The 19,263-nt window shown below is 69.4% G+C and carries 23 protein-coding genes and 1 tRNA gene; 8 read left to right on the top strand and 16 right to left on the bottom strand.

What is annotated here, in order from left to right:
* Positions 1 to 46: 46 nt before the first annotated feature.
* On the top strand, positions 47 to 970 hold the full coding sequence (locus LC068_RS12230; RefSeq protein ID WP_226637590.1) for a cobalamin biosynthesis protein CbiG: 924 nt from the start codon (positions 47 to 49) through the stop codon (positions 968 to 970).
* Here LC068_RS12230 and scpB read toward each other — a convergent pair.
* From scpB to LC068_RS12205, 5 genes are all read right to left on the bottom strand, one after another.
* Positions 967 to 1,662 (bottom strand): SMC-Scp complex subunit ScpB, encoded by a 696-nt coding sequence (gene scpB, locus LC068_RS12225; protein WP_226637588.1) that lies wholly within the window; start codon positions 1,660 to 1,662, stop codon positions 967 to 969. The genes LC068_RS12230 and scpB overlap by 4 nt on opposite strands.
* Positions 1,659 to 2,498 carry a segregation and condensation protein A gene (locus LC068_RS12220; protein ID WP_226637586.1) on the bottom strand — a complete coding sequence of 280 codons (840 nt, stop codon included), beginning with the start codon at positions 2,496 to 2,498 and terminating at the stop codon, positions 1,659 to 1,661. Before LC068_RS12220 ends, scpB begins: the two co-directional genes overlap by 4 nt.
* Complete coding sequence (gene nagZ / locus LC068_RS12215) at positions 2,495 to 3,544, bottom strand: beta-N-acetylhexosaminidase (protein WP_226637584.1); 1,050 nt, start codon at positions 3,542 to 3,544, stop codon at positions 2,495 to 2,497. The genes LC068_RS12220 and nagZ overlap by 4 nt, the downstream gene beginning before the upstream one ends.
* 6 nt (positions 3,545 to 3,550) lie before the next feature.
* Positions 3,551 to 4,267 carry an SPOR domain-containing protein gene (locus LC068_RS12210; RefSeq protein WP_226637583.1) on the bottom strand — a complete coding sequence of 239 codons (717 nt, stop codon included), beginning with the start codon at positions 4,265 to 4,267 and terminating at the stop codon, positions 3,551 to 3,553.
* 77 nt (positions 4,268 to 4,344) lie between these two features.
* A complete protein-coding gene (locus tag LC068_RS12205) occupies positions 4,345 to 5,553 on the bottom strand; it encodes a deoxyguanosinetriphosphate triphosphohydrolase (protein ID WP_226637581.1) in 1,209 nt (402 codons plus the stop codon).
* 34 nt (positions 5,554 to 5,587) lie between these two features.
* On the opposite strand from LC068_RS12205, the gene erpA reads away from it, so the two are divergent.
* From erpA to LC068_RS12185, 4 genes are all read left to right on the top strand, one after another.
* The gene (erpA, locus tag LC068_RS12200) at positions 5,588 to 5,977 is read left to right on the top strand and encodes an iron-sulfur cluster insertion protein ErpA (protein ID WP_226637579.1); all 390 of its coding nucleotides are present in this window, start codon (positions 5,588 to 5,590) and stop codon (positions 5,975 to 5,977) included.
* Between the two features lie 186 nt (positions 5,978 to 6,163).
* Positions 6,164 to 6,454 (top strand): metalloregulator ArsR/SmtB family transcription factor, encoded by a 291-nt coding sequence (locus LC068_RS12195; RefSeq protein ID WP_209120375.1) that lies wholly within the window; start codon positions 6,164 to 6,166, stop codon positions 6,452 to 6,454.
* Positions 6,447 to 7,124, top strand: a complete 678-nt coding sequence (locus LC068_RS13900) for an SdpI family protein (protein ID WP_226637577.1) — start codon at positions 6,447 to 6,449, stop codon at positions 7,122 to 7,124. Before LC068_RS12195 ends, LC068_RS13900 begins: the two co-directional genes overlap by 8 nt.
* A 25-nt stretch (positions 7,125 to 7,149) precedes the next feature.
* Positions 7,150 to 8,085: an alpha/beta hydrolase gene (locus LC068_RS12185; protein ID WP_226637575.1), complete on the top strand. Its 936-nt coding sequence runs from the start codon at positions 7,150 to 7,152 to the stop codon at positions 8,083 to 8,085.
* Here LC068_RS12185 and LC068_RS12180 read toward each other — a convergent pair.
* Entirely contained in the window at positions 8,072 to 9,415 is a 1,344-nt protein-coding gene (locus LC068_RS12180; protein WP_226637573.1) for a dihydroorotase, read from the bottom strand. The two genes, LC068_RS12185 and LC068_RS12180, sit on opposite strands and share 14 nt — an antisense overlap.
* Positions 9,416 to 9,437: 22 nt before the next feature.
* Positions 9,438 to 10,394, bottom strand: coding sequence for a glycosyltransferase family 9 protein (locus tag LC068_RS12175; protein WP_226637571.1), 957 nt, complete (start codon positions 10,392 to 10,394; stop codon positions 9,438 to 9,440).
* Positions 10,395 to 10,488: 94 nt separating this feature from the next.
* Here LC068_RS12175 and ygfZ point away from each other — a divergent pair, with 94 nt between their 5' ends.
* Entirely contained in the window at positions 10,489 to 11,280 is a 792-nt protein-coding gene (gene ygfZ, locus LC068_RS12170) for a CAF17-like 4Fe-4S cluster assembly/insertion protein YgfZ (RefSeq protein WP_226637767.1), read from the top strand.
* A gap of 53 nt (positions 11,281 to 11,333) precedes the next feature.
* On the opposite strand, the gene LC068_RS12165 is transcribed toward ygfZ, so the two are convergent.
* The gene (locus LC068_RS12165) at positions 11,334 to 11,564 is read right to left on the bottom strand and encodes a hypothetical protein (protein WP_226637569.1); all 231 of its coding nucleotides are present in this window, start codon (positions 11,562 to 11,564) and stop codon (positions 11,334 to 11,336) included.
* 91 nt (positions 11,565 to 11,655) lie between these two features.
* Complete coding sequence (locus tag LC068_RS12160; protein WP_226637567.1) at positions 11,656 to 12,105, bottom strand: hypothetical protein; 450 nt, start codon at positions 12,103 to 12,105, stop codon at positions 11,656 to 11,658.
* An 87-nt stretch (positions 12,106 to 12,192) separates the two neighbouring features.
* On the opposite strand from LC068_RS12160, the gene LC068_RS12155 reads away from it, so the two are divergent.
* Both LC068_RS12155 and LC068_RS12150 read left to right on the top strand, forming a co-directional pair.
* A complete protein-coding gene (locus tag LC068_RS12155) occupies positions 12,193 to 12,795 on the top strand; it encodes a DNA-3-methyladenine glycosylase I (RefSeq protein WP_226637565.1) in 603 nt (200 codons plus the stop codon).
* Positions 12,792 to 13,415, top strand: coding sequence for a ribonuclease HII (locus LC068_RS12150; protein WP_226637563.1), 624 nt, complete (start codon positions 12,792 to 12,794; stop codon positions 13,413 to 13,415). Before LC068_RS12155 ends, LC068_RS12150 begins: the two co-directional genes overlap by 4 nt.
* On the opposite strand, the gene LC068_RS12145 is transcribed toward LC068_RS12150, so the two are convergent.
* From LC068_RS12145 to LC068_RS12115, 7 genes are all read right to left on the bottom strand, one after another.
* Positions 13,412 to 13,690 carry a hypothetical protein gene (locus tag LC068_RS12145; RefSeq protein ID WP_226637561.1) on the bottom strand — a complete coding sequence of 93 codons (279 nt, stop codon included), beginning with the start codon at positions 13,688 to 13,690 and terminating at the stop codon, positions 13,412 to 13,414. The genes LC068_RS12150 and LC068_RS12145 overlap by 4 nt on opposite strands.
* Before the next feature lie 33 nt (positions 13,691 to 13,723).
* Positions 13,724 to 14,761 (bottom strand): DNA adenine methylase, encoded by a 1,038-nt coding sequence (locus LC068_RS12140; RefSeq protein WP_226637559.1) that lies wholly within the window; start codon positions 14,759 to 14,761, stop codon positions 13,724 to 13,726.
* A 146-nt stretch (positions 14,762 to 14,907) separates the two neighbouring features.
* The gene (pyk, locus tag LC068_RS12135; RefSeq protein WP_226637557.1) at positions 14,908 to 16,344 is read right to left on the bottom strand and encodes a pyruvate kinase; all 1,437 of its coding nucleotides are present in this window, start codon (positions 16,342 to 16,344) and stop codon (positions 14,908 to 14,910) included.
* 97 nt (positions 16,345 to 16,441) lie between these two features.
* A tRNA-Leu gene (locus LC068_RS12130) sits at positions 16,442 to 16,526 on the bottom strand.
* A gap of 6 nt (positions 16,527 to 16,532) precedes the next feature.
* Positions 16,533 to 17,960, bottom strand: a complete 1,428-nt coding sequence (locus tag LC068_RS12125; RefSeq protein WP_226637555.1) for a M20/M25/M40 family metallo-hydrolase — start codon at positions 17,958 to 17,960, stop codon at positions 16,533 to 16,535.
* A 78-nt stretch (positions 17,961 to 18,038) separates the two neighbouring features.
* The gene (locus LC068_RS12120; protein ID WP_209120360.1) at positions 18,039 to 18,278 is read right to left on the bottom strand and encodes a DUF3297 family protein; all 240 of its coding nucleotides are present in this window, start codon (positions 18,276 to 18,278) and stop codon (positions 18,039 to 18,041) included.
* Positions 18,279 to 18,362: 84 nt separating this feature from the next.
* Entirely contained in the window at positions 18,363 to 19,244 is an 882-nt protein-coding gene (locus LC068_RS12115; RefSeq protein WP_226637553.1) for a MotE family protein, read from the bottom strand.
* Positions 19,245 to 19,263: the final 19 nt, after the last annotated feature.

The raw sequence follows: 19,263 nt of genomic DNA, 5'->3' as shown, positions 1-19,263 counted from the left end.
GAAGCCCGCCCATTCCTGTTCCGCCTTTTCTCTGGGAGCGCCCGCCGTGGCCCGCCTGTTTGACGCCTATCTGATCGCCGACTGGACCGCCGCCGAGAGCCGCAAGCTGGGCGACCAGTCGCTGTGGGTCGGCGTGGCCAAGCGCGACGTGCGCTTCCGCCTCTATACCGAGACCCACAACGTCGCGACCCGCGCCGAGGGCGAGGCGCTGATCGCCTCCCTGCTGGCCGATCACCGCAAGCGCGGCGACCGGGTGCTGGTCGGTTTCGACTTCAACTTCGGCTATCCGGCCGGGACGGCCGCGCGTCTTCAGTTGAAGGACACCAGCTGGCGGGGCATGTGGAACTTCATCGCCTCGAACGTGGTCGACAAGGCGGACAATACCAACAACCGCTATCAGGTCGCGGCCAAGATGAACCGGCTGATGACCGATCAGGCCTGGCCGTTCTGGGGGGCGCCCGCCAAACAGACCCAGCGCTGGCTGACGGCGACCAAGCCGCCCGAGGGCGCCGGGGCCGACATCCCCGAGTTCCGCGCGACCGAGCACGCCGCCCGGCAGGGGCGCCTGCAACCCAAGAGCGTCTGGCAGATGCATGGCGCCGGCGCCGTGGGCGGCCAGACCCTGGTCGGCATCGCCGCCGTCAACCGGCTGCTGCAAAAGCTGGATACCTCCGCCGCCGTCTGGCCCTTCGGCACGGGCTGGCGCGCGCTCGACGCATCCGACATCGAGCCCCTGTCGGCCCTGGTCGTCGAGGTCTGGCCGTCGCTGTTCGATGCCAAACCGAACGAGGGCGAGTTCAAGGACCAGGCCCAGGTCCGGGTCACCGCCGAGGCCTTTGCCCACATGGATGACCGCGGCGAACTGGCGGCGGCCTTCGCCCCGCCGAAGGGTGCCTCCGAGGAGCTGATCCGTCAGGTCGAGACCGAGGAAGGCTGGATCCTGGGCGTCAATCGCCTGCCGCCCGCCTAGCGTTCGGGGTCACCCACAAAGTCCTGGGCGAACTCGGGCGCGTCCTCGTGGTCCAGCAGGTCCAGCTCGTCATCGCCGTCCGACGCGCGGCCCGGGTCGGGCACCTCGAAGCCGCTGGGCATGGACATGTCCAGCAGACCCGCGGCCTTCATCTCCTGAACCCCCGGCATGTCGTTCAGGCTGGCCAGGCCGAAATGCTCGAGGAACTGGTCGGCGGTACCGTAGGTGACGGGCCGGCCGGGCGTTCGCCGCCGTCCGCGCAGCCGCACGAAGCCCATCTCCAGCAGCTGGTCGAGGGTGCCCTTCGACAGGGACACGCCGCGCACGCTCTCGATCTCGGCACGCGTCACCGGCTGGTGATAGGCGACGATGGCCAGGGTCTCGAGCGCGGCCTTTGACAGGCGACGCGGTTCCTCGCGCTCCTCGGTCATCAGGAACGACAGGTCCGGCGCGGTACGGAAGCTCCAGCGATCGGCCACGACCTGCAGGGTCACGCCCCGGTCGCGATACCGCTCGACCAGCCGCGCCAGCGCCCGTCCGACATCGGCATCCTCGGGCAGGCGCCGGGCGATGTCCGCCGCCGACAAGGGCCCGGCCGCCGCGAACAGAAGCGCCTCGACCCGACGTTCGATCTCGGTGTCATCAGGGCGGAAGGCCAACCCCTTTTTCCCCTCGGTCGCCTCGTCGCTCATGGCGTCAGCTCCAGCGGCTGGCCCTGGGCGCGGCGCCGCAGATAGACATCGGCAAAGGCCTCGGCCTGGTTCACGTCCAGCGCCCCTTCCTTGACCAGTTCCAGGCTGGCCGACAGGGTCGAGGCCACATAGCTGGCCTGGCTGGGCCCCTCCCGCTCACCGCTCTCGTCGGGTGTTTCAGCCTGCGGAGCGATCTCGCCCAGCGCCGTCCAGCCGTCCATGTCCGGCAGCCGGTCACGCAGCCAGTCCCGTGCGGCCTCAAGCGGAAAGGCCTCGACCCGCAGGCCGGGGTTATAGGCTCGCCGCTCGGCCCGACGCCGCTGGTTCACATAGGCGCTCATCAGCTCATAGAGGCTGGCATCGATCTGGTCCGAGGGGACAATGACCGTGGCCTCGGGGTCGCCCCGGGTGAACACATCGCGCTTCAGGATCGGCTGGCGCATCAGGGCTTCGCCGGCCGTCCGCATGGCCTCCAGCTTGCGCAGGCGGAAGGCCAGGGCCGCCGCCATTTCCTCCGCCGGAATCTCGGCATCGGGCGTGGCCTGGGTGCGCGGGAGCAACAGGCGCGACTTCAGATAGGCCAGCCAGGACGCCATCACGAGATAGTCCGCCGCCAGGGCAAAGTTCCGGCGTCGCGCCTCGTGCACAAAGGCCAGATACTGTTCGGCCAGCTTCGTGATCGACAGGGTCAGCAGATCGACCTTCTGGTTCCGCGCCAGCGCCAGCAGCACATGCAGCGGCCCCTCATAGCCGTCCAGATCGACGACGAAGGCCTCCTCCGGCTCGACCGCCTCGACCGCGGCAAAGTTCAGATTGGGCTGGAACGGCCGGGTCACCCCTGCGCCTCCCCGACGTCCGGCCCGGCCTTCGCCTCAAGATACGGAGCCATCATACGGTCGAAGCGCGCCCGCGCCTCGACGACGTCCAGCGGTTCGGGCGTCCGCACGCGACGCGCCAGCGCTGCCTCGGCCCGACGCAGGCTCTTGCCCTTCAGTCGCTTGGAGCCCGCCAGCACGGCCTGCATCTCGTCCATGTCGCCGTTACAGTGCAGGGCCACGTCACAGCCCGCCTTCAGCGCGCGCTTGGTCCGGTGCTCAAGATCACCCTTCAGCGCCTGCATCGACAGGTCGTCCGAGACGATCAGGCCCTGATAGCCCATCTCCTCGCGGATCATGTCGAGGACCACAGGCGAGGTCGTGGCCGGCCGGTCGGGGTCCAGCGCCGTGTAGACCACATGGGCCGTCATCGCGATCGGCATGTCGGACATGGCCTTGAACGGCAGGAAGTCCCACGCCTCCAGGTGATCGCGGTCGGCGTTCACGACCGGCAGCTCCAGATGACTGTCCGACAGGGCGCGGCCGTGACCGGGGATGTGCTTGATGACCGGCAGCACCCCGCCCGCCATCAGCCCCTCGGCGGCGGCCCGGCCCAGGACGGCCACCCGCTCCGGATCGTGGGCATAGGCCCGGTCGCCGATGATGTCGTGCGCGCCCGGCACCGGCACATCCAGCACCGGCAGGCAGTCCACGTCGATGCCCATGGCGTGCAGGTCATGCGCCATCAGACGCGCGCCCAGCCGGGCGGCCTCGCGCGCCTCGCCCAGATCCCGTGCGGCCTTCAGATAGGCGTCACCCGGCGGATAGCGCGTCCAGTGGGGCGGGATCATCCGCTGCACCCGCCCGCCCTCCTGATCGATCAGGATCGGCGCTTCCGGGTTGTCGACCGTGGCGCGAAGCGCGCTCACCAGCCCGGCCAGTTGCTCCGGGTCCTCGATATTCCGCCGGAACAGGATGAAGCCGAACGGCTGGGCCTCGGCGAAGAAGTCGGCCTCCGCCTCGGTTAGCCGGGGGGCCGAACAGCCCAGGATGATCGCCCGCGTCACCTCGGATCAGCGCACAATACAGTCGCCGCCCGAGGCCTTGATGGCATCGCACAGCCCCTGGGCCTGCTCGCGGCTCAGGCCCGAGATCATGGTCCGGTACAGGGTCGATCCGCTGGACGAAGTCACTTCCTGCACCCGCTTTACCGCGCCCTCAGTGTACTGGCTGTAGCGCCCGACCACCCGGCCGTATTCACGATCGGCCAGTCCGGGCGTCGAGAAGGCGCCGATCTGGACGGCCGAATTGCCGCCGACGGCCACCGAGGACGACGGCGCCGGAGTGGGCGTCGGCTCGGCCCGCGCCGGGGCCGGGGTCTCGGCAGGACGGGCGTTGGGCTGGACCGCTTCGGGCGGCGGCACATAGGTCGGGGCGGTGACGATCGGCTCCGCCTCGTCATAGACATCGATGCCTTCCGCCGGATCGACGGGCTGGGCATCCTCGGCGGCCTCGACCTTCAACTCACCGACCGGCGTGCCGATCGCGGGCGGCGCATCCTCGGAGCCCCGCGGCCCCGCCCGGTAATAGAGCACCACGACGATGATCAGCAGCAGCAGGACCGCCGCGCTGATGATCAGGGTGACCGGCGGCCCGCCCGCTCCGCCCCGGCGGGCGTCATAGCCGCCCCCGCCCCGCCGGAACGGCAGGTCCTCGTCGGTCGGCGGGGTATAGGCGCCGCGTTCGCGACCGGCGCCCGGATCCTGGCGATAGGGGTCTTCGTGCGACATGGGGGCCCTCGAGGTGGTGAATACGCGAATCGCGCGTCCGGGCGCCTATCCTAGCGCCCCGGACCTCCGCATTCGAATCACAGATCGAGCGCCAGATCGAGGGTGAACAGCTTGCGATGCTCCTCGATCGCATAGCGGTCGGTCATGCCCGCGATGTAGTCGCACACGGCACGCGCCCGACGGCCCGCGTCGCTGCTGCTGGCGCGTGCCGCCCATTCCGGCGGCAGGATGTCCGGCTCGGCGACGAACAGCTGGAACATCTCGGACAGGATCCGCCGCGCCTGGCTGCGCGTGCGATTGACCCGGTAGTGCCGATACATGCGCGTGAAGAGGAACCGGCGCAGCGCCCCAAGATCGGCCAGCATGTCGGGCGAAAAGGCGACCAGCATCCGCTTTGCCTTCCGCACATCCTCGACGGTCTCGATGGCGTCGGCCTTCAGCCGGCGCGACGTCTCGGCCAGAACATCCTCGATCATGGCCCCGATCATGCGCCGCACGGCCTCCAGCCGGATCATCCGCGCATCCAGATCGGGCCAGTCCTCGCGCGTGCCCTTCAGGATCGGCCCGATCAGTGGCACCTCCATCAGGTCATCGAGGGTGAACAGGCCCGCCTGAACCCCGTCGTCCACGTCGTGGTTGTTGTAGGCGATGTCGTCGGCGATGGCCGCGACCTGGGCCTCCAGCGAGGCGAAGCTGTCCAGCCTCAGGTCCCAGTCCTTCGAGAATTCCGCCACCGGCTTCCATGCCGGGCGATCCAGCATCCCGTCGACCGGGCCGTTGTGCTTGATGATGGCCTCCAGCGTCTCCCAGCTCAGGTTCAGGCCGAGAAAATCCGGATAGCGCTCTTCCAGCCGGGTCACGACGCGGAAGGTCTGCACGTTGTGATCAAAGCCGCCCCACGGCTCCATACAGGCCTGCAGCTCATCCTCGCCCGCATGGCCGAACGGCGGGTGGCCAAGGTCATGCGCCAGCGCCACGGCCTCGGCCAGATCGGTGTCGAGACCCAGAGCGTGGGCCAGCGAGCGGGCGATCTGGGCGACCTCCAGACTGTGCGTCAGGCGGGTGCGGTAGTGATCGCCCTCATGCGCCACGAACACCTGGGTCTTTTCCTTCAGGCGTCGAAAAGCGGTCGAGTGGATGATGCGGTCGCGGTCGCGGGCAAAGGCCGTGCGCGTTCGGCTGGCGGGCTCCGGCACACGCCGTCCCAACGTGTTTGCGGCATCCAGGGCATAGGGGGCGAGGCGACGATCGGTCAGCGGACTTGATCCCGATGGGGTGACAGGCATTGCGGTAGCCCGTGGCGGCCTCATATAGGGCGGTATGACCGAACGATCCACAGACTTCCGGGTCGAGGCCACAGGCGACGCCGCGGCCCGCGCGGCCTCTCACGGCCTGAGCCTGTCGTCGGCCGCCGCCACGCGGCTGGCGCGCCTGTCTGAGACGCGGGGCACGCCCCTCATGCTGCGGGTCGCGGTCGATGGCGGCGGTTGCTCGGGCTTCCAGTACCGGTTCGATCTGGTCGAGACCGCCGAAGAGGATGACATCGCCATCCGTGCCGACGGCCGAACTGCCGTCGTGGATCCGGTGTCCCTGCCCTTCCTCGCCGGCTCGGTGATCGATTTCGTCGACGATCTCGCGGGTGCCCAGTTCGTCGTCCGCAACCCCAATGCCGCCTCCAGCTGCGGCTGCGGCGTCAGCTTCTCGATCTGACAGTCCGCGTCATCCTCGGGCTTGACCCGAGGATCGGTGCAGCTCTCTGCCCTGTCCGGCGAGGCCGCTCAGTCTGTGCATCGCAGCAAAACGACTGCCCGGCCCGATCCTCGGATCAAGTCCGAGGATGACGATATCATGCCCCCATGCCTTGCATTTAGGGTTTTTCCTAATTAGGAAGATACCATGAACACCCTGTTCAAGGCCCTGTCGCATCCCGTGCGGCGCCGGATCATCGAAATGCTGCGGCGAGGTCCGATGGCCTCGGGCGACATCGCGGGGGCCTTCGACATGACCTGGCCTACGGTGACCGGCCACCTCAATGCGCTGAAGGAGGCCGGCCTGGTCAGCCCCGAGCGCGACGGCACCACCATCCGCTATCGCCTCGACATTTCCGCCGTGGAGGAGGCCCTCGCCTTCCTCCTGTCGATCACCGGGGCCCGTGCGCCCGCTGATGGAGACAAGGACCGTGACTGACACCCGCAGACCCGCCTCGGCCCTCGACCTCGCCGGGCTCGGCATTTCCGCCATCATCCTCGGCATCGGCCTCTGGGTCTTTTTCGCAGGGCCTACCGGATTGATGCCCGTCCACTTCAACATCCGGGGCGAGGCGGATGACTGGGCGGGCCGCGAGACAGTCGGCGCCCTCATCTTCGGTCTGGGCGCGCTGCTGCTGGTCCTCAGCGGCGGCATGGGCTGGTTCGCCCGCCACGCAGGCGACGCCGCCCGCGCCCGGTCGCTGCGCTTCGCCCAGCTGGTGATCCTGCTGTCCATGACCGGAGTCACCCTGTTCGTGGCCTCCCTCAGCCTGTCCGGCGCCACCTCGATCGACACTGTGCTGCCGATGGCGGGTCTGAGCGCCATCCTGATGCTCACCGGCGCATTCCTCGGCCGGGTCGGCCCCAACCCCGTCGTCGGCGTCCGCACGCCATGGGCCTTCAAGAGCAAGCTGGCGTGGGAGCGCTCGAACCGCCTCGCCGGTCGCCTGCTGTTCCTGATCGGTCTGTTCGGTCTGGCCTGCGCGCCCTTCGTGCCCCAGCCGTTCGGCGTCATCGCCGTCGTCGTCGCCGTGCTCGTCGCGGCCATCCTGTCCGTGGTCGAGAGCTGGCGGGTCTGGCGCGCCGACCCCGACCGCCAGCCCTTCTGACCCTGCACCTGCCCGGGAGACTCTCATGCTGTCCGCCCTGCTCGCCGCCGCCGCCCTGTCCCTGACCGTTCAGGACCCCGGCACCGCCGTCACCCTCCAGACCGAGGCCGGCCCCCTGCACGGCACCTTGCTGGCCCCGTCCGGCGAGACCCGCGCGGTCGGCGTCATCATTGCAGGCTCAGGTCCGACCGATCGCAACGGAAACATTGCCCAAGGCATCCGCGCCTCGACCTATCGGCTGCTGGCCGAGGGTCTGGCCGAAGAAGGCATCGCCACCGTCCGCTATGACAAGCGCGGCGTCGGGGAGAGCCTGTTCACCGGCATGCCCGAGCAGAACCTGCGCTTTTCTCATATGGTTGATGACGCCGTGGACTGGGCCGAACAGGCTGCCGCGCGGGCAGGCCTGCCCTGCGCCTGGCTGATCGGTCACAGCGAAGGCACGCTGGTCGCGCTTGCCGCCACCGAACGCGACACCTCGGCCATCTGTGGTCTGGTGCTGGTCTCCGGCGCCGGTCGCCCGGCCCGCATCATTCTCGAGGAACAGCTGGGCCCGCAGTTGCCCGAACCGATGCGGACACAGGCCTTCACCGCGCTGGCCGAGCTGGAGGCCGGGCGCGAGGTCGAACCCATCCCCGGGCTGGAGGCGCTGTTCCGGCCCTCGGTCCAGCCCTATCTGATGTCCTGGCTGGCGCTCGATCCCCGCAAGCTGATCGCCGCGTATGAAGGTCCCGTCCTGATCGCCCAGGGCACCACCGATATTCAGGTCACCACGGTCGATTCCGACGCCATGAAGGCCGCGCAGCCCGACGCCACCCTCGTCGTCTGGGACGGCGTCAACCACGTGCTCAAGGAGGCGCCCGCCGAGCGCGCCGCCAACATCCGCACCTATGGCGACCCGGACCTGCCGCTGGCCGCGCCGGTGGTGCCCGACATCGCCGCCTTCATCCTCAGCCCGCGCTAGGTGCCAGCGTTTCCTGGAAGCGCACCGGGCGGCCGTGGGCGCTGCCCTGCAGCTCGCCGTCGCGCATCACCACCCGGCCGCGCACGATCGTGGCCATGGGCAGGCCCTGGACCTCCATGCCGTCGAACGGGGTCCAGCCTGAGCGCGTGGCCATGTCGGCGTGCTTCAGCACCGTCTTCGCCTTCAGGTCGACCAGCGTCAGGTCGGCGTCATAGCCCTCGGCCATCCGCCCCTTGCCGGCGATGTTGAAGATGCGCTGCGCCCCGGCCGAGGTCAGGTCGATGAACCGCTCCAGCGTCATCCGCCCCTTCGCCACATGGTCCAGCATGACCGGCACCAGCGTCTGCACGCCCGGCATGCCGGACGGTGACGCCGGATACGGCCGGGCCTTTTCTTCCAGCGTATGCGGGGCGTGGTCCGAGCCCAGAACATCCACGACCCCTTGGGCGATGCCGCGCCACAGCCCCTCGATGTGCGGCCGGTTGCGGATCGGCGGGTTCATCTGCGCCAGCGCCTTGAGCCGGACGTAAGCCTCATCCCCGTCCAGCGTCAGATGCTGGGGCGTCACCTCGACCGTCGCCACATCCCTGGCGCCCGCCAGGAATTCGATCTCCTCGGCGGTGGTCACGTGCAGCACATGGATGCGCGCCCCGACCTCGCGGGCCAGCCCCACCAGACGCCGGGTGCTGCGGATCGCGCTTTCGACGTCGCGCACCTCCGGGTGGCTGGTCCAGTCGCCGGTCCGCGCCAGACTGCGCCGCTCGGCCAGCCGGTACTCGTCCTCGGAGTGGAAGGTCGCCCGCCGGTTCACCCGCTTCAGGATGTCGCGCACCCCGTCGTCGTCGGCGACCAGCAGGGTGCCGGTCGAGGCGCCCATGAAGACCTTGACCCCGCAGCAGCCCGGCAGCCGCTCCAGCTCATCCAGATAGGCCGCATTCTCATGCGTACCGCCGACGTAGAAGGCGTGGTCCGTCCACATCCGGTCACGCGCCCGGGCCAGCTTGTCGGCCAGCGCCTCGGCATCGGTGGTCGTGGGGTCGGTGTTCGGCATCTCGAAGACGGCCGTCACCCCGCCCAGCGCCGCCGCCCGGCTGCCGGTCTCGAGGTCTTCCTTCCACTCCAGCCCCGGCTCGCGAAAATGGACCTGGGTGTCGATCACGCCGGGCAGCACGGTCAGGCCGGCGGCATCCACCTCCTCCCCCGCCGAGGCCTGCGACAGGTCTCCGACGAAGGCGATCCGCCCGTCGCGCACCCCGACATCGGCAGGCCCCCGTCCGGCGTGATTGGCGACCTCGCCGCCCCGCACGATCAGGTCATAGCTGTTGCCCATGGCGAACCTCCTGCCGGTCAGATCAGGCGGCGTCCGTGGTCAGGCGCCGCACGCAGGCTTTCAACACCCTCTCGGCCGGAAGGTCCATCATATGCTGAAGCGCCTGGTTGAACCGCGGGTCGAGGGTGCGGAATTCCTCGAAGCTGCGCGGCCCCCGCAGCGTCTGGCCGCCCCAGGGCCCGCGTAGGGTTTCATCGGACGGCCCGAACACGGCGGTCACCGGCACACCGGCCGCGACCGCCAGCTGGGTCCACAGCGAATCTCCGCCCAGATAGAAGTCCGCCCGCCTTAGCGCCGCGACGGCGGCCAGCGGCGAGAGCTTTCCTTGCGCCTCGATCACCCGCTCGCGCCGTACCGCCAGCCGGATGGTGTGAGCCGCGTCGCGATCCCCCGCCGCGCCGACGATCAGCAAACGCCCGCCCTCAAGCGGACCGCCCTCGCCCAACAAAGCCAGCGCAACCTTGGCATAGCGCTCCGCCGGCCACAGCCGCCCGATCCAGTCCGCGCCGGGCCCGATGGCCAGCAAGGGGCCCTCGACCGCCCCCAGCAAGGCTTGGGCTTCGGCCACATCATCGTGCGTCGGATGCAGGCAGGGGGCGGGCACCTCGTCCAGTTGCAGCACCCGCGCCGCCGCCTCGACGGCGTGCAGTCCCTCCGGCATCTCGCCGCGCACCGCCCGCTTCTTGCGCCGCAGCCAGCCCGACAATTTCGTGCCGCGCATGTCGACGACCAGACCCCAGTGCGTTCCCCGCACCTGGTTCCACAGACCGGTCAGTTCGGCCACGCCCTCGCCCTTCAGGACCAGCGTCCGGTCCAGCCGCGGCACGCCGGCGAACAGCGGCGCGCTGGCTGGCGATCCCACCACGGTGAAGCGCGCCTGCGGCAGGGCCTCGACCAGATGGTTCAGCACGCCCGAACCCATCACCGCCATCTCCGGGTCGGCTTCAGCGATGTAGAGCACTGGAAAGGCGGCGGGCATGGTCGCACCGTATACGGATTCTTGGCCGACGGCAGCGGTCCTCGCGGGCGGGGGGCCCCTCGCCAAGGTCCCTTCGGCCTCCTATCTGTGGACCATGTCGCCCCGCATCGCCTCCCTCCCTGATCGCGCCCTCATCCGGGTCAGCGGTCCGGACGCCCGCACCTTCCTGAACGGCCTGCTGACACAGGAGGTACTGACGCTCCAGCCCGGCGATCTGCGCTTCGGGGCCCTGCTGTCTCCGCCGGGGCGGCTGTTGTTCGATCTCTTGCTGCTGGGCCAGGAAGACGGCGTGCTCATCGACGTGGCGTCGGACCGTCGCGATGCCCTGATCCAGCGGCTGAACCTCTACCGGCTGCGCGCCCACGTTACGATCGAGCCCATCGACGGCACGGTCCAGGTCCTGTGGCCGGCTGCCCCGGATGTGCCCGGCGCACCCGACCCGCGTCTTTCCACCCTCGGCCACCGGCGCTATGGCGAGCCCCTGCCCGTCACGGATACGCCCGAGGCCTGGCACCATCACCGACTTTCGCTGGGCATTCCCGACCCCGCCCGAGACGGCGGTCAGGACACCACCTATCCGATCGAGGCCAACTTTGACCTGCTGAACGGCATCGACTTTTCCAAGGGCTGTTTCATCGGTCAGGAGACGACTTCACGCATGAAGCGGCGCGGCGCCATCCGCAACCGCATGCTGCCCCTCGACATTGACGGCCCCCTGCCCGCCTTTGGCACCGAGGTCCTGAACGGCGAGCGCCGCGCGGGCCAGACCCTGTCCGGCCAGGGGAACCGCGTGATGGCCTTGCTGAGACTCGACCGGTTGGACGGCGACCTGACCGTCGAGGGCACGCCCGCAAGGGTCCAACGCCCGGACTGGACCGGCCTCTGAAACGAAAAACGCGCCCGAAGCGAACTCCGGGCGCGTCTCTCTTGATCGTCGAGTTAGTGCTCTGCGGGCGTCTCGATCGCGGCGTCGACGTTTTCGGCCGCTTCGTTCGTGGCCTCAGCGGTGTTCTCGGCCGCGGCGTCAGCATTCTCGGCGGTGTCTTCGGCGGCCGAGGCGACGGTGGCGCCGGCGGCGTCAGCGGTCTCGGCGGCATTGTCACCGGTCTCCTGCGAGCAGGCGGCAAGGGCCAGAGCGGCAGCAGCGGCGGCGAAAAGGGCGATACGCATGGTTATATCCTCCGTGAGTGGAAGCCGTGGTTGTTTCGTTTCGGCGAGGACTTGTCCAGCCCCCTGACCTCGGTCGGTCCCCCTCCCGGGATCACGCCAGAGGGCCCAGCCGTCCATCGGACGCCCGCCTCAGCTCCATCCGGAGCGCCATCCGCCGCGCATCGCCGGTGTCCCAGCCAACCTCCCGGATCCGCAGCGCGGACTCCAGCCACCGCATCCGGGTCTCCGGATCCTGCGTCAGCCGCGCCACCCGCACCATGGGCTCTGCCATCGACGCATGGCCCTGTCCCCGGAACTGCAGGATCGACAGCAGGGCCGCTTCATAGGTCTGGATCGCCTCATCGATCAGACCCTCGCGCTCATAGGCCTCAGCCATCCACAGCTGCGAGGCGATCAGGGCATCGGGACTGGTCTGGCCAAGTTCGCCGACCACGCCGGGAGTATGGGACATCATCTTGCTGTCCTGCGCCCGGCTTTCCCCGGCCCCGAGCAGGACCAGGCCGAGGACGAACAGCGCAGACAGGAGGACAGGGCGGCTCACCCTTTCCCCTTGCCACAGCGGCTGGCTCGCCGGACCTGACGGGACGTGACTCTTGCGTCGGCGACCCGGCCCGGCGACTCTGGGGGCATGACCGACTCGCCCGTGCCCGACACGACCGGCCGCTGTGGCTGGTGCGGCACCGACCCCCTCTATGTCGCCTATCACGACCAGGAATGGGGCGTGCCCGAGCGCGACTCCCGCGCCCTGTGGGAGAAGCTGGTGCTGGACGGGTTCCAGGCGGGCCTGTCGTGGATCACCATCCTGAAGAAGCGGGAGGCCTTTCGCGCGGCCTTCGACAACTTCGACCCCGAGACGGTCGCCCGTTATGGCGAGGCCGACCGTCAGCGGCTGCTGAACGATGCCGGCATCGTGCGATCGGCGGCCAAGATCGACGCCACCATCTCGGGCGCCCGGCGCTGGCTGGAGCTGCAGGATCAAGGCCGCGACATGTCCGAATGGCTCTGGTCCTTCGTCGACGGCGAACCGGTCCAGAATGCCTGGCCGTCGATGAAACAGGTCCCGGCCCAGACCCCGCAGTCGGTCGCCATGGCCAAGGCGTTGAAGGCCGAAGGCTTCAAATTCTGCGGTCCGGTGATCGTCTATGCCTTCATGCAGGCGACCGGCATGGTCAACGACCATGTGACGACCTGCCACCGCCATGCGCCGCTGGCCGGGGGCATCGCCGCGTGACCGGCCTTCCCGATTTTTCGCTCGAGCAGGAATGGGCCGGCCACGGCCTGGTCTGCGGCGTGGACGAGGCCGGCCGGGGCCCTTGGGCCGGACCGGTCAGCGCGGCCGCTGTGATCCTCGATCCGGCGTGTTTGCCCCCGGGCCTGAACGACTCCAAGGCCCTGTCCGAGGCGGCCCGCGAGGAGGCCGAGGCCGCGATCAAGGCGCAAGCTGTGTGCTGGTCTGTAGCCTTCGCCACGGTCGAGGAGATCGACCGGCTGAATATCTTGCGCGCCACCGAACTGGCCATGCGTCGCGCAGTCCAGGGTTTGGCCCATTGTGCCGCCCTCGCCCTGATCGACGGCAATCATGCCCTCGATGTCGGATGCCGCTCGGTCGCAGTGATCAAGGGCGATGCGCGCTCGGCCTCGATCGCCGCCGCCTCGATCCTCGCCAAGACGGCGCGGGACCGGCTGATGCATGAGCTTGAGAGAGAGCACCCCGGCTATGGCTTTGCCCGGCACAAGGGTTATGGCGTACCCCTGCACCGGCAGGCGCTGGACCGCCTGGGTCCCTGCGCCCAGCACCGGCGCTCGTTCGCGCCGATCCGGCTGTTGATCGAGGAAAGGATGAGCGCCTAGAGCGCCATCGCGCCGCCCAGCAGGGCGCCCATCAGCGCCGCCAGCAGCCCGCCGCCGACCAGGATCATCCAGTGCGGGATTTCCTCGTCCTCGGCATAGGGGTCGTGCGCGACATTGGCGGGGGTGTAGCGATCCCGGCGAGGCTCAGGCGCGCGCCAGGCGACAGTTTGAAAGGCATCGGCGGCGCGAGCGCTCCGCACGGGGGCGCGTCGGGGAATACGGACCTCGTGGCCCAGGCTTTCGGTGCGGCTGTCGGTGATCGTTTGCATGGTCACCAAACGGGGGGCATCCCCCCCGGGTTCCCGCCTTCAGGCCGCGTACGGCAGGGCCACCGGGTCGGGCGTCACCACAAACAGCAGCTCAACATTCCGCAGGCGGCCGACCGTGCCGACCTTTTCCCCCTTGGGATTATGGATGCCGATGCGCGCGCCGACATAGCGTGGATGGGCGATCTCGATCACCTGCACATACCCGCGCGCCGACAGCATGCCGACCAGCGTCTCGCGGTCCAGATAGCCTTCGTCATTGAAGGACACGACCAGATTGGGCGCGCGCAGACCGTCGATCACCGCCGCCAGCGCCGGCCCGATGCCCGGCCGGCTGTTGAAGGCGCTCTTTCGTGTCTTCACATCGATCCGCTTGTTGGCCACGCCGTAGGTCTCGGGCTTGTCCCACAGCACCAGACTTTCCCAGCAGTGGTAGTTCCCCAGATAGGAATGCTGGTTGTAGGGCGGGTCCAGATAGACCAGATCGGCCTCGACCTCCGGCGCGATCTCGACCGCATCGGCCTGCGTCGCCCGGCACGGTGCCCCCACAGAGGACAGCACATCGGGCATCCGCAGCTCCAGCGGCTTCAGCGCCCGCGGGGCCCACCGCTTCATATAGGCCATCTGCACGCCCGCCGTGGAATCGACCCGGTCGGCCGCCTCCATCAGGCTGACCAGCGTGATCGCCTTCAGCTCCGGCTCCAGATCCAGCGTCTCGATCCGCTCGCGCATGGCGTCGATCCGGGCGCCGTTGTCGGGATGGAAATAGCGGGCGTCCTCGCAGAAGGCCCGGGTGAACCAGCCCGCCTCGGGTTTCAGCGCGCGCAGTTCGGCCAGCACCGCCTCCGCCCGGTCCAGCCACCGCTCGCGGTCCGCCTGCACATAGGCGGTGGCCAGGGTGTGGGCATAGGCATTGTGGTCGTTCGACCAAACCGAATAGCCCGCCCGCTTCAGCGCATGCCCGACCCGCGCTGAGCCGCTGAACAGGTCACAGACGGTCGCCCCCGGCCCCGCCAGCGCGCCGATCGCCGAGGTCACCTGCCCCAGCAACGCCCGCTTCGAGCCGATATATTTGATCATAACGTCATCTCCTCCCCCGCCCGCGGGGGAGGGGGACCACGGAGTGGTGGAGGGGGCGACAACAAGCGCCGGTGTCAGGGGTCGCCCCGTCCACCCCGCTGCGCGCGGTCCCCCTCCCCCGTTTCGCTACGCTCAGCAGGGGAGGATCACTTCCGCCGTTTAACCTTCGACGGAGCATGCGCCAGCCGCAACAGATTCGCAGCCCCCGGCGCGCCAAACGGCGTCCCGGCCAGGATCAGGATCCTCTGCCCCGGTTGCGCCAGCCCATAGTCCATGGCCCCGGCCACAGCATCGTCCGTCACCTGTTCCAGCGAGTCCGGCTGGCGTCCCAGACGCGGCTCCAGCCCCCACACCAGCGCGAGTCTGCGCGCCGTGTCCGGATTGGGCGTCAGGGCCAGAACCGTGTGCAGGGGCCGCTCGCGCGCCATCCGCCGGGCGGTACCGCCCAGGGTCGTGAACACCACGATACAGGCCGTCGACTGGGCCTCGCCGGCCTTGCGTGCCGCGGCGACCAAGGCATCCGCGTCGATGTCGTCCATGCCGGCGTGTTCGGCGTCCATCAGGCTGGGCCACACCGGATCGCGTTCGACCCGCTCCATAATGCGGTTCATGATGGTGACCGCCTCGACCGGATAGTCGCCCGAGGCCGTCTCGGCCGACAGCATCAGGGCGTCGGCCCCCTCATAGACGGCATTGGCCACGTCGGTGGCCTCGGCCCGTGTCGGCGCCGGCGCGCCCGTCATCGACTCCAGCATCTGGGTCGCCACGATCACCGGCACCCCCCTGTGGCGAGCGGCGCGGATGATGGCCTTTTGCGCCACCGGCACTTCTTCGGGATCCAGCTCGACGCCGAGGTCGCCGCGCGCCACCATCACCCCGTCCGAATAGTCGAGGATGGCCTCCAGCTCGTTCAGGGCCTGGGGCTTTTCGATCTTGGCCAGACAGGCCGCCTTGCCGTTCACCAGCCGCTTGAGCTCGGCCATGTCCTCGGCCTTCTGGACAAAGCTCAGCGCCACCCAGTCCACGCCGATCCGCAGCGCAAAGGCCAGGTCCTCGCGGTCCTTGGGCGTCAGGGCCGAGACCGGGATGACCGCTTCCGGCACGGCCACGCCCTTGCGGTCCGACAGTTTCGAGCCGCTCTCGACCGTGACATCCGCCCAGTCGTCCGTCCGCTTGCCGACGCGCAGGCGCACCCGCCCGTCGTCAAGCAGCAGTAACATGCCCTCGCGCAGGGCCTTGAAGATCTCCGGATGCGGCATCTGCACCCGCGTCTCGTCGCCGGGCTCGGGGTTCAGGTCGAACCGCATCATGTGCCCGGGCTTGATGTCGATCTCGACATCCCGGAACCGGCCCAGCCGCAGCTTGGGCCCCTGCAGATCAGCCAGCACACCCAGCGGTCGCTTCAACGCCATCTCGGCGCCGCGCACCGCCTTCAGCGCGGCCGCATGGTCGTCATGCGAGCCGTGGCTGAAGTTCAGACGAAAGACATCGACCCCGGCCTGCGCGAGGGTCTTGACCATGCCGGGCGAGCGGCTGGCGGGTCCGATCGTGGCGACGATGCGGGCGTGTCGGGCTCTTTTCATGGGTCCGTTCGGCTGGAGGAGCCCCTGTTGTGCCAAGCCCTTCCGCCCGCGTTAAGGCCGACCCTCCCCGCGAAACACGAAGTGACCCCGCAGGGGCTGGTGCGAGCGGCGGGGATCGAACCCGCATGACCGAAGTCGAGGGATTTTAAGTCCCTTGCGTCTACCAGTTTCGCCACGCTCGCCCGGGACTATTGCGCCGGTCGTAAGGCCCGGAAGTCGACGTCGGAATTGGCCAGCAGCCACAGGAAGGCGGCCCAGGCGGCGACGTTCTGATCCAGATTCCCGGGATCGATCCGGTCCAGCACATCATCGGCGGTGTGGTGGGTGTCGAAATAGTCCATGCCGTCCTGGTTCAGGCGAAAGGGCGGCACGCCCCCCTGCACCAGCGGCGTGGTGTCGGGTCCGCCGCCGGTCGCCGGAGCCCCGTCGAACAGGATGCCGAGCGGCGTCAGCACGCGCATGGCCGCGCGACGCAGGTCGCTGTCGCCCGCCCCGGCCGGCAGGGCCAGGCTGTAGATCCGGCCGGCGCCGAAATCGCTCTCGCTGGCCGCGACGTGCATCTCCAGCTCTCCGGCCCGGCGTTCGGCATAGAAGCGACCCCCGGCCAGACCCTGGGCGGGCGGCGGCTGGCTGACTTCCTCCGAGCCCCACCAGACCACGCGGATCGTGCGGCGCGGCTGGACCGGCAGGTCCTCGATCAGCTTCAGCGCGGCGGTGGTGATGGCGATACCCGCCCCGTCGTCGATGGCGCCGGTGCCCAGGTCCCAGCTGTCCAGATGGCCGCCGATGACGATCACCTGATCCGGGAATTCCGAGCCGACCACCTCGGCCACGACATTCTGGGAATGGCTGTCGGCGACAAAGCCCGCGCCCGAGACCAGCCGCATGCGGATCGGGTCATCGGTCAGGTGCGACGCGCGGCGCAGCTGGTCGGCGTCCGGCGGGCTGATGGCAAAGGCCGGGATCTGTCCCTCGCCCACCCGGGTCGCCCCCGTATGGGCAAAGCGGTGGTCATGGGTGCCCAGCGAGCGCAGCACATAGCCGACCGCGCCGCGCTGGGCCGCCTCGAACGGCCCCTGCCCCCGGATCGGCGAGCTGGTGCCATAGCCGCGCCCGTCCTGGGCCGGCACGGTATCCTGCAGCACCACGACGATCTTGCCGGTCAGCGAGCCTTCCGGCTGGTCCAGCAGGTCCTGATAGGTTTCGAAGATCACCGCCTCGGCCTCAATGCCGCCGCGCGGCGTCGACACCGTTCCACCCAGCGCGGTCGCGACCAGCGCCTGCGGGAAGGGCGAGACGATCTCGACGCGGGTCTCGCCGCGCTCCCACAGCTTCAGGGGGAAGGACTCGACCTGCACATTGGCAAAGCCCATGCCGGTCAGCAGCTCGGCGCCCCAGCGCGCCGCCGCTTGTTCCGACGCCGATCCCGCCGGACGCGGCCCGAACCGGGTGGTCAGTTCCTCGACGATTTCAAAGGCCCCGCTGCCCTCAAGCGCGCGGTCGCGCAGCTGTTCAGCGATGCGGATGTCCTCGACGCTCTGGGCCAGGGCGGTCGATCCGCCCGCCAGAATCAGGAGGCCCATGGCCCCCGCCAGTGCTGATGCTGCAAGCCGCATGGCCCTCTCCCCTCGATCACAGACCTGCAGTCCTAACGGGTCCAGGCGGGGGCGCAAAGCCTGATCGCGAGGGTGGCTTCAGACGTCCTGGAAATAGGGCTCGACCGGCCCCTGCAGTTTGACGGTCAGGGCCTTGCCCCGACGGTCCACGCGGTTACCGACGGCCAGACGCACCCAACCTTCCGAGACGCAATATTCCTCGACATTGGTCTTTTCCTCGCCCTTGAAGCGAATGCCGACGCCACGGGCCAGCACGGCCTCATCGTGGAATTTGCTGTCGGGATCGACGCACAGGCGGTCGGGCGGGGTATCGGACATGTCAGGCCCTCGGGCGGAAACGGATCAAGGCCGCCGTCATAGGGCCTTGGTCGATCAAGGCAAGGGGCCGTCGGTCGGTCGGGCCTATTGGACGGTCTGGCGGGCCGGCGTCCGGCTGGCCGGGGTATCCGACGGCGTCGCCGCGGGCGGCGTGGCGCGCTCGGCAGCCGGCGGAGGGGTCGCGGGTGTCTGGCGGGCCGGCGGGTTCGCGGCCGGCGTGCGGGCCGGTGTCTGGCGTGCGGGCTGACGGGCCGGCGGGGTGCGCGCAGGCGCCGGCGGGGTCGCAGCGGGCGGGGTGGCGGCCGGAGCGGGAGCGCCCTGGCTGGCCGCCGCGGCACGGGCTTCCAGATCCGGACGGCTGTTGCGGTTGGCCAGCTTCTCGGTCAGCTCGCGGGCAGCGGCGGGCGGCATCTGCGCCAGAATGGCCGCCAGGGCCCGGGGGCGCATGGCCGCCGCGACCGGCAGGCGCACATCGTCGTCCAGGGTGGTGAACACCGCCGCCGCATCGCGCGGACGCATGGCCGAGTAGACCTGCACCAGACGGTCGACCTCCGCCTGTTCCTTCTCGTCCAGCTGGCCGAGCATGGTCTCGACCTCGCCCTTCACCTCATTCAGCTCGGCGATGCGGGCGTCGATCTTTTGTTCGGCGGCGATCAGCAGCGGCAGCATGGTGGCCAGCTCTTCTTCCCGCGCGTCCAGCTCGACCCGGCGTCCGGACAGCGACTGGATGACCCGCAGTTCGGCGGGCGAGATCCCGGCCTGATCGGCCAGTTGCTCGTCGGTCAGGGTACAGACTCCGGTCACCGGCGTCTGGGGCGCGGGGGCGGCGCCCTCGGCGGCGGGCGCTTCCTCGGCCCAGGCGACCGCGCCCTCGAACAGGCCCGGCACGGTACCGGCGGCGCGCACGGCGATCACCCCGCCAATGGCGACGGCAACGAGCGGCAGAATGCGGGGCAGTTTGGACATGGGGGCTTTCAGGATGAGG

It is taken from the genome of Brevundimonas poindexterae (assembly GCF_020524625.1).
Taxonomy (GTDB): Bacteria; Pseudomonadota; Alphaproteobacteria; order Caulobacterales; family Caulobacteraceae; genus Brevundimonas; species Brevundimonas poindexterae_A.
The sequence above is the reverse complement of the archived record's forward strand: the minus strand, read 5'-3'. Positions and strand labels throughout refer to the sequence as shown.